The organism is Shimia sp. R10_1 (genome assembly GCF_017744095.1).
In the GTDB taxonomy this organism is placed as follows: domain Bacteria; phylum Pseudomonadota; class Alphaproteobacteria; order Rhodobacterales; family Rhodobacteraceae; genus Shimia.
The window spans coordinates 230,937-245,214 of the sequence record NZ_JAGHQX010000008.1; the positions used below are offsets into that span (position 1 = coordinate 230,937).

13 protein-coding genes are annotated in these 14,278 nt (G+C 59.3%); 10 read left to right on the plus strand and 3 right to left on the minus strand.

Annotated features, from left to right (window positions below; translation table 11 throughout):
* Window positions 1-5 precede the first annotated feature (5 nt).
* The 4 genes from J7413_RS16005 (at window position 6) to J7413_RS16020 (ending at window position 3,050) form a co-directional block, all read left to right on the plus strand.
* The gene (locus J7413_RS16005; protein ID WP_209099978.1) at window positions 6-668 is read left to right on the plus strand and encodes a histidine phosphatase family protein; all 663 of its coding nucleotides are present in this window, start codon (window positions 6-8) and stop codon (window positions 666-668) included.
* 42 nt (window positions 669-710) lie between these two features.
* Window positions 711-1,736 (plus strand): phosphotransferase, encoded by a 1,026-nt coding sequence (locus tag J7413_RS16010; protein ID WP_209099979.1) that lies wholly within the window; start codon window positions 711-713, stop codon window positions 1,734-1,736.
* Between the two features lies 1 nt (window position 1,737).
* A complete protein-coding gene (locus J7413_RS16015; RefSeq protein WP_209099980.1) occupies window positions 1,738-2,514 on the plus strand; it encodes an SDR family oxidoreductase in 777 nt (258 codons plus the stop codon).
* A gap of 116 nt (window positions 2,515-2,630) precedes the next feature.
* Window positions 2,631-3,050 carry a PaaI family thioesterase gene (locus tag J7413_RS16020; protein ID WP_209099982.1) on the plus strand — a complete coding sequence of 140 codons (420 nt, stop codon included), beginning with the start codon at window positions 2,631-2,633 and terminating at the stop codon, window positions 3,048-3,050.
* Between the two features lie 8 nt (window positions 3,051-3,058).
* On the opposite strand, the gene J7413_RS16025 is transcribed toward J7413_RS16020, so the two are convergent.
* Complete coding sequence (locus tag J7413_RS16025; protein ID WP_209099984.1) at window positions 3,059-4,462, minus strand: aminotransferase class V-fold PLP-dependent enzyme; 1,404 nt, start codon at window positions 4,460-4,462, stop codon at window positions 3,059-3,061.
* A gap of 116 nt (window positions 4,463-4,578) precedes the next feature.
* Between J7413_RS16025 and J7413_RS16030 the strand changes: the two genes are divergently transcribed.
* The 5 genes from J7413_RS16030 to arsJ all read left to right on the plus strand — a co-directional run bounded on the left by J7413_RS16030 (window position 4,579) and on the right by arsJ (window position 8,971).
* Window positions 4,579-5,034 (plus strand): Lrp/AsnC family transcriptional regulator, encoded by a 456-nt coding sequence (locus tag J7413_RS16030; RefSeq protein ID WP_209099986.1) that lies wholly within the window; start codon window positions 4,579-4,581, stop codon window positions 5,032-5,034.
* An 86-nt stretch (window positions 5,035-5,120) separates the two neighbouring features.
* Entirely contained in the window at window positions 5,121-5,453 is a 333-nt protein-coding gene (locus tag J7413_RS16035) for a metalloregulator ArsR/SmtB family transcription factor (protein ID WP_209099988.1), read from the plus strand.
* 13 nt (window positions 5,454-5,466) lie between these two features.
* Window positions 5,467-6,525, plus strand: coding sequence for an ACR3 family arsenite efflux transporter (gene arsB / locus J7413_RS16040; protein WP_209099990.1), 1,059 nt, complete (start codon window positions 5,467-5,469; stop codon window positions 6,523-6,525).
* A 12-nt stretch (window positions 6,526-6,537) separates the two neighbouring features.
* The gene (locus J7413_RS16045) at window positions 6,538-7,548 is read left to right on the plus strand and encodes an ArsJ-associated glyceraldehyde-3-phosphate dehydrogenase (RefSeq protein ID WP_209099992.1); all 1,011 of its coding nucleotides are present in this window, start codon (window positions 6,538-6,540) and stop codon (window positions 7,546-7,548) included.
* Between the two features lie 166 nt (window positions 7,549-7,714).
* Window positions 7,715-8,971: an organoarsenical effux MFS transporter ArsJ gene (gene arsJ, locus J7413_RS16050; protein ID WP_209099994.1), complete on the plus strand. Its 1,257-nt coding sequence runs from the start codon at window positions 7,715-7,717 to the stop codon at window positions 8,969-8,971.
* On the opposite strand, the gene J7413_RS16055 is transcribed toward arsJ, so the two are convergent.
* Together J7413_RS16055 and J7413_RS16060 are read right to left on the minus strand one after the other, a co-directional pair.
* On the minus strand, window positions 8,968-10,626 hold the full coding sequence (locus J7413_RS16055; protein ID WP_209099996.1) for an adenylate/guanylate cyclase domain-containing protein: 1,659 nt from the start codon (window positions 10,624-10,626) through the stop codon (window positions 8,968-8,970). The two genes, arsJ and J7413_RS16055, sit on opposite strands and share 4 nt — an antisense overlap.
* Window positions 10,627-10,967: 341 nt before the next feature.
* Entirely contained in the window at window positions 10,968-12,299 is a 1,332-nt protein-coding gene (locus tag J7413_RS16060) for a hypothetical protein (protein WP_209099998.1), read from the minus strand.
* An 87-nt stretch (window positions 12,300-12,386) separates the two neighbouring features.
* Between J7413_RS16060 and lepA the strand changes: the two genes are divergently transcribed.
* Complete coding sequence (gene lepA, locus J7413_RS16065; protein WP_209100008.1) at window positions 12,387-14,189, plus strand: translation elongation factor 4; 1,803 nt, start codon at window positions 12,387-12,389, stop codon at window positions 14,187-14,189.
* The last annotated feature ends 89 nt before the right edge of the window (window positions 14,190-14,278 follow it).

Genomic DNA, 14,278 nt, shown 5'->3' on the forward strand with positions numbered 1-14,278 from the left:
GCCAGATGTTCCACCTCATCCGCCACGCGCAGGCGAGTTTCGGGGCTGCTGACTATGACAATCTGTCAGAGCTCGGGCATCGCCAGTCCGAGGCGCTGGGCGCGGCCCTTAAACGTCAGGGTGTAAAGCCTGACCAGGTTTTTATCGGGGGGCAGAAACGCCACCGTCAGACCTGGGACGGTATTGAACGCGCGCTGGGCACGGGGCTCACCCCGACTGTGGTGCCGGGGTGGAACGAATTTGACTTTGCCGGTCTGCTGGAGGCGCGTTTTGCCGGGCGCGCCGACAAACCCGCTGATCTGCACACCGACCGCAAAACCCATTTTCGGATCTTACGCGATACGGTGCTGGAATGGCAGCGCGACGAGATTACAAATCCGCCGGAAAGCTTTGCTGCCTTCACCAACCGCGTGCGACAGGCCCGCGCCCTTGTCGCCGCCTCCGGGGCCAAAACCCCGCTTGCGGTCAGCTCCGGAGGGGCCATAGGGCGCACGGTCGCCGATGTACTGGATGCGCCGGCAGAACAAATGATCCTGCTGCAATTGCAGGTGAAAAACTGCGCCGTGGCGCGCATCGTGATGGCCAAAGGGCAGGAGTGGCTCAATGGGTTTAACGAGACCCCGCACATTGACGGGCACAATGAAGGCGAGATGCTCACCTATAGCTAGAGAGGGCAGGGCATAGCGCAAGCGGCTCTGAGGGAGGAAACAATGGACGCAACCCAACTGGACACCGCTGCCGTGGCGCGATGGCTGTCTGACAATCTGGATGGCTTTTCCGGCCCCATCACGGCCACCAAGTTTGATATTGGTCAGTCCAACCCCACGTTCAAACTCGACACCCCCACAGGGCAATATGTACTGCGCCGCAAGCCGCCGGGGGTGCTTCTGAAATCTGCCCATGCGGTGGATCGGGAGTTCCGCGTGCAAAAGGCGCTTGCGGACACAGATGTGCCGGTCGCCAAAATGCATCTGCTGTGTGAAGATGACGCTGTGATCGGCTCATCCTTCTACGTGATGGATTTTGTGGAAGGGCGCAGCTTTGATGACCCACGCCTGCCGGGGCTGTCTGAATCTGATCGGGCAGCGGTGATCAACGAAATGGGCCGCGTTCTGGCCGCCATTCATTCGGTTGACATTGATGCCGTTGGGCTCTCTGACTATGGCCCCGAAGGCAATTATTTTGAGCGCCAGCTGGGCCGCTGGACCAAGCAGTACCGCGCCTCTGAAACAGAAACCCTGCCGCAGATGGATGAGTTGATCGACTGGCTCACCACCCATTTGCCGGCCGATGACGGAAAGCGCACATTGGTGCATGGCGACTACCGGATCGACAATATGCTCTTTGCCAAAGACCGTCCCGAAGTGGTGGCGGTGCTTGATTGGGAACTCTCCACCATTGGCCATCCTTACGCCGATCTGGCGGCGGTGATCATGCAGTGGCAGATGCCGCCGGGCCATGAGGGCCGCGGGCTGGCCGGTGTGGACCGCGCGGCTCTTGGTCTGCCCAGCGACGAAGATTTCATCGCCCAGTATTGCGCCCGCATGGGGCTGCCGGGGATTGAGAAATTCGGCTTCTATCTGGCGTTTTGTTTCTTCCGTATGGGCGCGATCATCCAAGGCGTGAAGAAACGCGCGCTGGATGGCAATGCTTCTGATCCCGAACGCGCCGCCAAACTGGGCAGCTTTGTGCCGATGTTTGCGCAAGCCGGATTGGAGGCGGTAAAACGTGGGTAAAATGTTTCAAGACAAAGTGGTGATGATCACCGGTGCGGCCAGCGGCTTTGGTGCGATGGCGGCGCAGCGTTTTGCTGCGGAAGGGGCCAAGCTGGGCCTGTCTGACATCCATGGCGATCAACTGGCTGAGGTTGTGGAAAACCTGCAATCGCAGGGTGTTGAGGTGGTGTCTGACGTGGTGGATGTGGCAGAAGAGGCGCAAGTCGCCGCCCATGTGGCACGCATCGCGCAAACCTTCCGCGCGCTGGATGTGGGCATCAACAACGCAGGCATTGGTCATGATGTGCGTCCGTTGCAGTTTCTTTCGGTCGATGATTTTGACCTGATGATGAATGTGAACGCCAAAGGTGTGTTTCTCTGCATGAAGTATCAGATCCCGCTGATGCAGCAGGCGGGCGCGGGGGCCATTCTCAATGTGGCCTCTGCGGCGGGGCTTGTCGGTGCGGGCCAGTTGTCCCTTTACGCAGCTGCCAAACATGCGGTGGTCGGCATGACCAAAGCCGCCGCCGATGAAAACGCCACCCGCGGCATTCGCGTGAATGCGCTTTGCCCCTCGTTTTCCGCCACGCCGATGGTGGATGAGATGGCCGAGACCGTGGGGGAGCGTGCGGGCCTGTCACGTGAGGACGCGATGACCCATATCGCCAGCCGCGTGCCCATGCGGCGGGTGTCGCAGCCCGAAGAGGTGGTGCAGGCCATGCTCTGGATCAATGCGCCTGAAAACAGCTTCATGACCGGACAGGCGATCGCCATTGACGGTGGTCTGACAGCGGTTTGATACGTGCAACAACATAGGGCGAAGCCTGCCTGGGCTGGCGCAAATGCGCCTGCCGAGGGGCAGGCAGGCGCAGCCCGGCGGTGCCGGGCAAAACCAACCTTGCGAAAGTAATACAAATGACCTACAAGCCCCTCGATCCTGCTCTGGAAGAAACCCCTTACGAGCTGCAAAAGCATCTCGGGTTTCGCATCACCCACTGGGACGTAGACTATGCCCGACTGGAGCTGCCGATTGCGCCGCATCTGATGAACCGCGCAGGCATTCCGCATGGCGGCATCTACGCCACGCTGCTTGACACGGTGATGGGTTTTGCAGGCTGCTACACCGGTGATCCGGCGCACAAACGTCTGGCTCTAACCCTTTCGATGACAACGAATTTCCTCAGCCGACCCAAAGGGCAGGGGTTGATCGCCGAAGGCTGGCGCACCGGCGGTGGCGCCAAAACTTTCTTCGCCGAAAGCACGATCTCTGACGAAACCGGAGAGATCATCGCGCGCGGTTCAGGTGCCTTCAAATACCGCGCCACCACGCTGTGATCAGAGGGTTAGCCTGCCAGAGCCTGCGGAGTTTCCACGCCCCAACCCTGCGCCAGCTCCGCGACGGACTGAAGGATGAACTCCACGGTCGCATCAGACATAAGCACACTCAGGTTCAGGCGCACAAACCCCGGTTTGCTTGCCCCTGGACCTTGCAGGATGTCGTCGCGGATATGCGCAGAATTCGCATCATCAATCTGCAGCAGGTGGTGGACGTAAGGCCCCGCACAAGAACACCCGCCGCGTGCCTGAATGCCGTAGCGTTCTGACAGTGCGCGGGTGAAGGCGTTGTGATCAATCCGCGCGCCGGTGCTGTCGAGCGGCACAAACGACAGGATCGGCAACCGCTCGGTGCGTTCCGGCGCCAGCACATGCAGATTTGCATTTGAGCTCCAAACGTCAAACGCCCGCGCCGTCAGCGCCGCATTGCGGCTCTGCATCTCTGCGCCAATCACCTCTTTCACAACCAGCGCCAGCGCCACGCGGATGTCACCCACCACATTGGGGGTGCCGCCTTCCTCGCGCTGGGCCAGCGGGGCCACGTAATCATGCTGGCGGGCGTTCACAAAAGCCACGGTGCCGCCGCCGGGGCGATATGGGACAGCTGCGCGCACCACGTCTTCGCGCACCACCAGCACACCGCTTGCGCCCGGCCCGCCAATGCACTTGTGTGCAGAAAACACCAGCGCATCAATCTCCGCGCCCTCTGCCGGGGTCATCTGCATCGGCAGATATGGCCCGCCGCCCGCATAGTCCCAGATCATCACGCCGCCATAGGTTTTCACCAGCCGCGTCACGGCCGCCACATCCGTGCACACGCCGGTCACATTGGCTGCTGCGCTCATCGCCACGATGACACGCCCAGTCAGGCTGTGTTCCGCCAGCGCCTTTGTCAGTGCTGCACGATCCGGGCCGGGCAGGGCGCCTTCGGGGATTTCTATAACGTTCGCGCCGCTTTCGCGCCATGGCAACAGGTTGGAGTGATGCTCATAAGGCCCCACCAGCACAGTGTCGCCCGCGCCCACCTGCAGCATATGCACCAGCTGGTTGAGGCCCGTTGTGGCCCCTGAGCCGGCAAAGATCACCGCATGTTCGCCATCACGCGCCCCACAGTGCCGCGCCACCACAGCCCGCGCCCCTTCGCGCAGCTGCCCCATACGCGCCCCGCAGAAAGAGGCATCGGTGTGAGTGTTGGCATAGTAAGGCAGCACATTTTCCAGCACAAAGCTCTCGACCTGACGCAGCGCGCGCCCCGAGGCCACATAATCCGCATACACCAGCTTGCGCGGCCCATAGGGTGTGTCGATCATCATGTCCCCACCAATCAACCCCGCCTGTAAAGCGTCCATAGGGTTTTGCACCGCGGTGAGCTGTGCGGCGAAGTGATCGAAGGGAGCGGTGAGCGTGGACATATGAAGCCTCTTTTTTGGTGTTTCAGAGGTTATGCCCCGGTTTCAGTAGATAAATTGCTCCTTTTTTTGCATAATTTATGGATATGTGTTGTCATATGATCTATAAATAGTCTCAGATGGACGTGATTGATCGAAATATTCTGGACGTATTGCAACGCGACGCCTCACTCTCTCAGCGAGAAGTGGCGGAGCGTGTTGGTTTGTCCCAAAACGCGCTGTGGCGGCGACTCAAGCGATTGGAAGAGGATGGCGTTTTGCAGGGCGCGCGCATGCGGATCGACCCGGCATCGCTGGGGCTGGATCTGACCGTCTTTGTCATGGTGCGCACCCGCAACCACTCGGTGGAGTGGGCGGAAAGCTTTAAGCGCCATGTCTCGCTCATCCCACAGGTGCTGGAGATGCACCGCATCGGTGGGGATTGGGATTATATGCTGAAGATCGTCACGTCCGGCATGGGCGGCTATGACCAAGTCTATCGCCGCCTCACCACGGGGTTTGAGCTGGATACGGTCACCGGCTATTTCTCGATGGAGACCATGCTGGAGGATCGCCCCATCGACGTACGGGGCTAACCTGCGTCCTTCTGTCATCAAAGTTTCATGAGGCGCAGGCAAAGACTCACTTGCGTTCTTTTCAATATATCCATAATTCATGAACTATGGATAAGATATCAGCTCTTTCAGCCTTTGCCGCCCTGTCGCAGCCCACGCGTCTGGATGCTTTTCGCCTGCTTATTCAAGCTGGAGAGGCTGGCCTGAGCGCAGGGGAAATCGCAGAGGCGCTGGAGGTGCGGCAAAACACGCTGTCTGCCAATCTCGCGGTTCTGCTGCAGGCCGACCTGTTGCGCAATCAGCGCGAAGGCCGCAGTATTCGCTATTTCGCCAACACAGAGGGCGTGCGCGGGCTGTTGGGCTTTTTGCTTGAAGACTGCTGCGGCGGGCGACCCGAATTGTGCCAGCCGCTGATCGAAGATCTCACTTGTGGATGTTAAGGGACACAAAGCTATGACAGATCACAGCGCGCAACTGGACGCAGGCCTCGGCACCTTTGAGCGCCTGCTGTCGCTCTGGGTGGCACTGGCCATCGTAGCGGGCCTGACGCTTGGCAGCTTTATGCCCGGTGTTTTTGGGGCTCTGGCGGGTCTGGAAGTGGCCTCCGTCAACCTGCCTGTGGCCGTGCTGATCTGGGCCATGGTTTACCCGATGATGGTGGGCATTGATTTTGGCGCGCTCGCTGGTGTGGGGCGCAAACCCAAAGGGCTGGTGATCACTATTGTGGTCAACTGGCTGATCAAACCTTTCACCATGGCCGCATTGGGCGTGTTGTTCTTTGAACATGTCTTTGCCGCTTGGATCGACCCGGACACGGCCAGCGAATACCTCGCAGGCGTGATCCTTCTCGGCGCGGCACCCTGTACGGCAATGGTGTTTGTCTGGTCAAACCTTGTGCGGGGTGATGCCAATTACACGCTGGTGCAGGTCAGCGTGAACGATGTGATCATGGTCTTTGCCTTTGCCCCCATCGTGGCCTTCCTGCTTGGCGTGACCAATATCACCGTGCCATGGGAGACCTTGATCCTGTCTGCCGTGCTCTACATCTTGCTGCCGCTGGTGGCGGGCTACATCACCCGCAAGCGTCTGATGGGGCAGGGCGGTGAGGCTGCGGTGGAGGCCTTCCGCAACCGCCTGCGTCCCAGCTCCGTGGGCGGCCTGCTGCTGACCGTTGTGTTGCTCTTTGGCTTTCAGGCGCAGACCATTCTGAGCCAGCCTTTCAACATTCTGCTGATCGCCATCCCGCTGCTGATCCAGACCTACGGCATCTTCTTCATCGCCTATGGTGCGGCCCGGCTCTGGAAGGTGCCGTTTGAGGTCGCCGCCCCCTGCGCGCTGATTGGCACGTCAAACTTCTTTGAGCTGGCGGTGGCCGTGGCCATTTCGCTCTTCGGCCTTGGCTCGGGTGCCGCGCTCGCCACCGTTGTCGGTGTGCTGGTGGAGGTGCCCGTGATGCTCAGCCTTGTCGCTTTCGCCAACCGCACCCGCGGCTGGTTTCCAACACAATCCTGAAGGATCTGATTTATGACCAAAATCGCAATCAATGGCCTTGGCCGCATGGGCAAGCTGGTGATCCGCAGCTTCTTCGACCTCGGTCTGGATGCCGAAATCGTCTTGCTCAACGACCCCTCCGGCGATGCCGAGCTGCACGCGCATCTTCTGGAGTTTGACACCGTGCACGGCCGCTGGCGCGCCGATTTCGCCTATGATGAAAGCAGCATCACCATCGACGGCCACCAGATGCGCAAAACCGAAGCCTGGTCCATCGAAGAGCTCCCGCTCAAAGAGCTGGGCGTTGATCTGGTGGTGGATTGCACCGGCGTGTTCAAAACCAACGCCAAACTGCAGCCCTACTTTGACGCGGGCGTGAAAAAGGTTGTGGTCTCCGCCCCTGTGAAAGAAGACGATGTGGCCAATATCGTTTACGGCGTGAATGACGCCACCTACGATGCGACCACCCACAAGGTGATCACCGCCGCCTCCTGCACCACCAACTGCATCGCGCCGATTGTGAAGGTGATCCGTGAGAAACTGGGCATCGAGCAGGCCAGCTTCACCACCATCCACGACGTGACCAACACGCAGACCATCGTGGACCGCGCCCACAAAGACCCGCGCCGCGCCCGCTCTGCCCTCAACTCCCTGATCCCGACCACCACCGGCTCCGCCAAGGCGATCATCCAGATCTTCCCCGACATGGAGGGCAAGATCGACGGCCACGCCGTGCGCGTTCCGCTGCTGAATGCCTCGCTCACCGACATCGTGTTTGACGTAAGCCGCGACACCACCGCCGAGGAGGTCAACGCCTACTTTGCCGAGGCCGCCGCAGGTGAGCTGAACGGCATTCTGGGCTATGAAACCCGCCCTCTGGTGAGCTGCGACTTCACCAATGATGACCGCTCCACCATAGTAGATGCGCTCTCCACCCGTGTGGTCAACAACCGCCATGTGAAGGTCTATGCGTGGTATGACAACGAGTGGGGCTATGCCTTCCGTCTGGCCGATGTCACCCGCATGGTTTTGGCCAGCCTCTAAGGGTCAATATTGGTGCGGCACAGCCGGACCGCGCCCCATTGCCCGGTAGGGGCTTGTGAAACAAGCTCCCGAAAGGGACCCTCCCCGTCGCGCCGAAGGCGCGCCACAACAAAACTGTAGAGCGCTTCACGCCCCCCCGTGACGGGCGCTGCCCTCTGGATACGCCATGACCAACGCACAGACCCAGAAACCAGACGGCCTCGCCGCCTATATCACCGTCACCGCCGCCTATTGGGCCTTTATGCTCACCGATGGCGCGCTGCGGATGCTGGTGCTTTTGCATTTCAACGGGCTGGGCTTCTCCCCGATCCAGCTGGCCTATCTGTTCCTGCTGTATGAGGTTATGGGCATTGTCACCAATCTTTCTGCGGGCTGGATTGCCGCGCGCTTTGGTCTGACCTCCACGCTTTATGCGGGCCTTACCATCCAGATCGCCGCCCTGATCGCTCTGGCACAGCTTGATCCCGCATGGGGTGTCACCGCCTCCGTGATCTTTGTGATGTGCGTGCAGGGCGCGTCTGGCGTGGCCAAAGACCTCTCAAAGATGTCTTCCAAATCAGCGGTCAAACTGCTCGCCCCCAAAGAGGGCGGCGGGCTTTTCCGCTGGGTCGCGCTGCTCACAGGCTCCAAAAACGCGGTCAAAGGCTGCGGCTTCTTTCTGGGCGCTGCGTTGCTCGCCCTCTGGGGCTTTCAGGCCTCGGTCTGGGGCATGGCCATCATCCTCGCGGTGATCCTCGCAGGGGTGGTGACCTTCATGCCCTCAGGCCTGCCGCAGGGCTCCCAAAAAGCCAAGTTCTCGCAGGTCTTCTCCAAAGACCCCAATGTGAACCGCCTCAGCCTTGCGCGTATGTTCCTGTTCGGGGCACGCGACGTGTGGTTTGTGGTCGGCATCCCGGTCTATTTCAACGCGGTGCTTTCTGATGGCACCGCCGAGGGCCGCCGCGAAGCCTTCTTCATCATCGGCATCTTCATGGCGGTCTGGATCATCCTCTACGGTGCGGTGCAGGGCAACGCGCCCCGTATCCTGAAAGCCGCCAATGCCAGCACCGATGAGGTGGTTGGCAAAGCCATCACCTGGGTTGGCTACCTCACCCTGATCCCGATGGCGCTCACCGCCGCCGTGCTGCTGCTGGACACCTCCGCCATGCTCACCGCCATCCTGATTGCGGGGCTTCTGGTGTTTGGCTTTGTCTTTGCGGTGAACTCCTCGGTCCACAGCTACCTGATCCTCGCCTTCACGTCAGACGAACGGGTCACCATGGATGTGGGGTTTTACTATATGTCCAACGCCGCCGGGCGGCTGCTCGGCACCTTGCTGTCAGGTCTCAGCTACCAGATTGGCGGGCTGTGGCTCTGCCTGTTCACCGCCGCACTTATGTCGGCACTCAGCTGGTGGGCAGCCCGGCGACTGCGGCGCGCCTAAACCGGATCGGCCTGCGGATGCAGCGCGTCGTTGATCCAGCCCATATCCTCAGGCAGCGTCAGCTGGTTGATCGCGATGGAAGGCTCCTTTGGCAGCGCTGCTGCCGCCGCGCGGGCCTCTTGCAGGCCCTGTTGGTCGCCGGCCTTTTGGCTGGTCAACGCTTTGAGCAGCTGCAATCCGCGGTCCATAGGGCGCAGATCAGCCGCCTCGCGCGCGGTCATCCGCGCCATCGCATAATCTCCTGCGGCCAGATACACCCGTGCGGTAAACGACAGGCGCGTCACGCGGAATGGATCATTGCTGGTCATTTGCGAATAGGTGGACAGGGCCTCAATTGCTTTTTGCGGCTGCCCCTGCAACAGGGCCAGCTGGGTGATCAGATCGACAAAGCCGAGGAAGGTCGGATTGATCTGGCGGGAATGTTCAATATCTGCCGCCGCGCCCTGAAAATCCTGCAAGACGCGCAGCCGATAGGCCCCCCGCGCCCAGAACACAAAATCGCTGTTGGGCGATTCCGCCACCGCGAGGTCGAGATCACGCCCAATCTGGGCAAGCGCCGCTGCGCTCAGCGTTTCATATTTGATAGTGCTCAGGTTCAGTCGGCTCTGCGCCCGCATGGCGAGCGACATGCCGTCGGTCGGGCTCAGCTGTACTGCGCGGTCCAAGGCGGCATAGCCTTCTTCCCAGGACTGGACAGTCTGTTTGAAAAACAGCCCTGCCGCCCGCGCCCGCAGCTCAGACACGCTGAGCTGTGAATTCTTCAGATGCGCCAAGCGGTTGCCATCATATTGAATGGTCTGCAGCCGCAGATCAGAGCTCACCACAGGCAGGATCTCATCCACAAAGGCAAAAGGATCAACCACATCGCCATCATAGCTTTGCGTCCACAGCGTGGTCATATCGCGGCGCAGGATCAGCGACACTGTGAAACGCGCCCGCGTGCCGGACACCCGCAGCCGCCCATGGGTCAGAAACAGCGTGGGCGTGCCTTCGACACTGGCGGCATCCACCGTGGTGATGCCCGTGCGCTTCATCGACATTTGCACCATGCCGTCGTGCAGATCTTGGGCCAGGGCGCTGCTGTCGGGGGTGGCGGGCGCCGCAACAAAATCCTCAAACCCGATGGAGGGCAGGGACCCTTTGTTGGGCGCGGTGGTCAGATTTGCAGGCCGCCACTGATAGAGCCGCATCGGAGTCGCGATGTTTTTGAGGTTGAAAACCCCCACGTCGCTCAGCTCCTGCTGGCGGTTTTCTGACAGCTGACGGAACAGATCCTCCGAGAACATCGCCCCACCGGGCGGCGCTTCGGTCTCAATCCGCTGGGTGATGTTGACCCCATTGCCATAGAAATCCGCCTCATCTTCGACAATCTCGCCCACATGACAGCCGATGCGCAGCTTGATCACCTTATGCTCTGCGAGGCTGCTCTGCACCTCTTCGGCGCAATCCAATGCGGCCTCTACGCCGGGGAAGGACAGAATCCAGCCATCCCCCATCCGTTTGAGCACCTCACCGCCATAGGTTTTGGCCACAGGCTCCAAATGCTCGTTGCGCAGCTCCTGAACAGAGGCCACGGCAAGCGCTTCATCTTCGCCCATGAGGGTGGAGTACCCCACCAGATCTGCACACATCAAAGTGGTCAAACGACGGCGCATGTAAGAAGTTCCCTGACAGTTAGCGGCCTGAGCACCTCTGCCCCGGGTAGCTTAATATTCGAAGTATGATTGGTCCAGAATCTTGGGTCTGCCAAGGGCAGGTTCAAGAGCAGCGCGTTCTATTTTCTTTCTGTCGCGGTGACAAGAGCCTGTCACAACGCTCACAAACGCATGATCGGGGGAGGGGGCTGAGGCGTTTGGCTACATGGAGCGCCACTCTTGGCGTTGAGGGGCAAATTATAGCATTCATCAGCTCGGCAAAGCCGAGCCGCGCCCGACCCTCCCCACGGGAGGGCGCATTCGCTTCCTCCCAGGGTCTGGCGCGGCTCTTGGTGTATTGACTAAACGTCTGTGCTTGATGGCAGGTATGATGGCGAAGGGTTCGTGCCCTCTGAATTGGCACGCAATAGCTCGCCGACATAGCCACGCAGGTTCTCAAACGTCATGTCACTTGGAGATACGCCAAAGAAATAGCTGACGCCCATGGCGACGCCACCATAGAAATACGGGCTGCCAATGCTCTTCCCAAACGCCTTCGCAGCCTCTTGCGAAATCACGCCTTTCAATTCCTTGCTCTTGGCAACGGCCAGTTCCTTTTCCAGCTCAGCCACACGCGCATGCAGCTTGGAAATCTCATCAATGAGCTGGGTTTCCTTTTCGTCGTCGCCGGTTTGATTCCCGATCACACGCGCAATGGCTTTGAAGTGCTGCGGCAGAGCCTCAAGATGTCGCAGCTCCTCAGGCAAACAATTCGCAGGCGCCTCGCGCAGATAATCCGCAATCGCCCGCTCAATGATCTCTGCACCATTAAGAGCGGTGGCTTCTGTCAGAATTGGGTTGCTGAGCAAATACGCGACATGTGTGCGAAGCTCCGCGTCTGCGAGCGGGGCAGGCCCAGCAAATTCCGCCTCAATTTCTCGAATAACTTGAGCGACGGCCTCAGGGCCAGCGTCCCAAATAGGGTCTGGGATCAGCGCAACGCGGCGTTGAAGCTCCCAGTTGATGGGGGCTCCGTCCACGAAACCTTGGTACCAGTTTCGCCAAAACGCGAAAGCCGGGGCTACATGGAAGTTCTTGTAAGCGTTGATGTTTGTGTCCCTCTCTATAGGCTCGCCGAAACTATGCCATAGAGGAGTGTCAAAGAGCCGCTTAAGATCTATTTTGCAATCTAGATGGCTCGCTTTTGCCACTTGGGCGACAGCCGTGTCATAGTTGAAGTTAGCTTCATAGCCGCTGTTGATTGTATGCTCACTAGCTGTACTATTCTGGTTTCTTGCGAAGCTAGCGTAACTAATACCCACTGCATGAAAGAGATCTAGGTTGGCTTGAGGACTGCGATCAATAATCGTCTGCGCAGCTGAATAAGCTACGGTGTTGTGCGCGAGATTAAACGGATCGTCTTTCGCCGCGAATTCGATCGCATTTGCTAACCTTTCACGCATGCCAGCATGTCCATACTTCAAAAAACATAGGCTTTGGATCAAGTAGCGGCAAACAGGAAACAAGTATCTTGAACTGACATCCATTTGAGAGCCGAAGCTTGGATCGAAGAAATTTCTCAATGCGCTCCTTACGGTTAACAATTCACGAGCGCTTTGATGGAGTTTGATATAGTCATCGTCAAATTCTCTAAATGCCTCATCCACAACGTCTACTGTGCCTTCATCAATCACCTGATTTTCCCAAATCTCTCAAATATCCCGCCCCGCACCCTACAGCGCTGCTTGACCAAGACAAGATTCCCCATCATATCCCGCATCATGAGCACCGATCTGTCCAAAATCCGCAATTTCTCCATCGTGGCCCACATCGACCACGGTAAATCCACCCTTGCTGACCGCCTCATCCAAGAGACGGGCACGGTGGAAGACCGCGATATGAAAGAACAGCTGCTCGACAGCATGGACATCGAGCGTGAGCGCGGCATCACCATCAAGGCCAACACCGTGCGCATCGACTACAAGGCCGATGATGGGGAGACCTATGTGCTCAACCTCATCGACACCCCCGGCCACGTCGACTTCGCCTATGAGGTCTCCCGCTCCATGAAAGCGGTTGAGGGCTCGCTCCTTGTGGTGGACAGCACCCAAGGTGTCGAGGCGCAGACGCTCGCAAACGTCTATCAGGCGATTGAGGCCGATCACGAGCTGGTGCCTGTGCTCAACAAGATCGACCTGCCGGCTTCTGATTGTGACCGTGTCGCTGAACAGATCGAAGACGTCATCGGCATCGACGCCACCGGCGCCATTCAAGTCTCCGCCAAAACCGGTCAGGGCATCCACGAAACGCTCGAAGCCATCGTCAAAGACCTGCCCGCGCCAACCGGCAATCTGGATGCGCCGCTCAAAGCCATGCTGGTGGACAGCTGGTATGACGCCTACCTCGGCGTGATCGTTCTGGTGCGCATCATGGACGGCACACTGAAAAAGGGCCAGCGCGTCAAATTCATGTCAAACGGCACACTGCATTCGGTGGACCGCGTCGGCGTCTTCCGCCCCGAAATGCAGATGGTGGACAGCCTCGGCCCCGGCGAAATCGGCTTTCTGACCGCCTCCATCAAACAGGTGCGTGACACCCGCGTGGGCGACACCATCACCAATGACCGCCACGGCACCGAAGAGGCCCTGCCGGGCTTTAAGCCTGCGCAGCCGGTGGTCTTCTGTGGCCTCTTCCCCGTCGATAGCGCGGAGTTCGAAGACCTGCGCGACGCCATCGATAAGCTGGCGTTGAACGACGCGTCGTTCTCTTTTGAAATGGAAACCTCCGCCGCGCTGGGCTTTGGCTTCCGCTGCGGCTTCCTCGGCCTTCTGCACCTCGAAGTGATCCGCGACCGGATTGAGCGTGAATACAACATCGAGCTCATCACCACCGCGCCTTCGGTGATCTATCACGTCTATATGAAAGACGGCGAGATGATCGAGCTGCACAACCCCGCCGACATGCCCGACATGTCCAAGGTCGACCACCTTGAGGAGCCGCGCATCAAGGCCACCATCCTTGTGCCGGATGAATACCTCGGTGACGTGCTCAAGCTCTGTCAGGACCGTCGCGGCATTCAGGAAGATCTCACCTACGCTGGCTCCCGCGCCATGTGTGTCTATGACCTGCCGCTCAACGAGGTGGTGTTTGACTTCTACGACCGTCTGAAATCTGTGACCAAAGGCTATGCCTCCTTTGACTATCAGATGACCGGCTACCGCGAAGACAATCTCGTGAAGATGTCCGTTCTGGTGAACGACGAGCCGGTGGACGCGCTTTCCATGATGGTGCACCGTGATCGGGCCGAAATGCGCGGCCGGGCGATGTGTGAAAAGCTCAAAACCCTGATCCCGCGCCACATGTTCAAGATCCCGATCCAGGCGGCCATCGGCGGCAAAGTCATCGCCCGTGAGACTTTGAGCGCGCTGCGCAAAGACGTGACCGCCAAGTGTTACGGCGGCGACGCCACCCGGAAGCGCAAACTTCTGGACAAGCAGAAAGCCGGTAAGAAAAAGATGCGCCAGTTTGGTAAGGTGGATATTCCGCAGGAGGCGTTTATCTCAGCCTTGAAGATGGACGACTAGTCCATCTTCAAGCAGTGCGCGAAAGCGAACGGCGCAGCCTTCGCGGGAGCACCCCGGAATTTAAGGCACACAACGCCAGCCCAGAACAC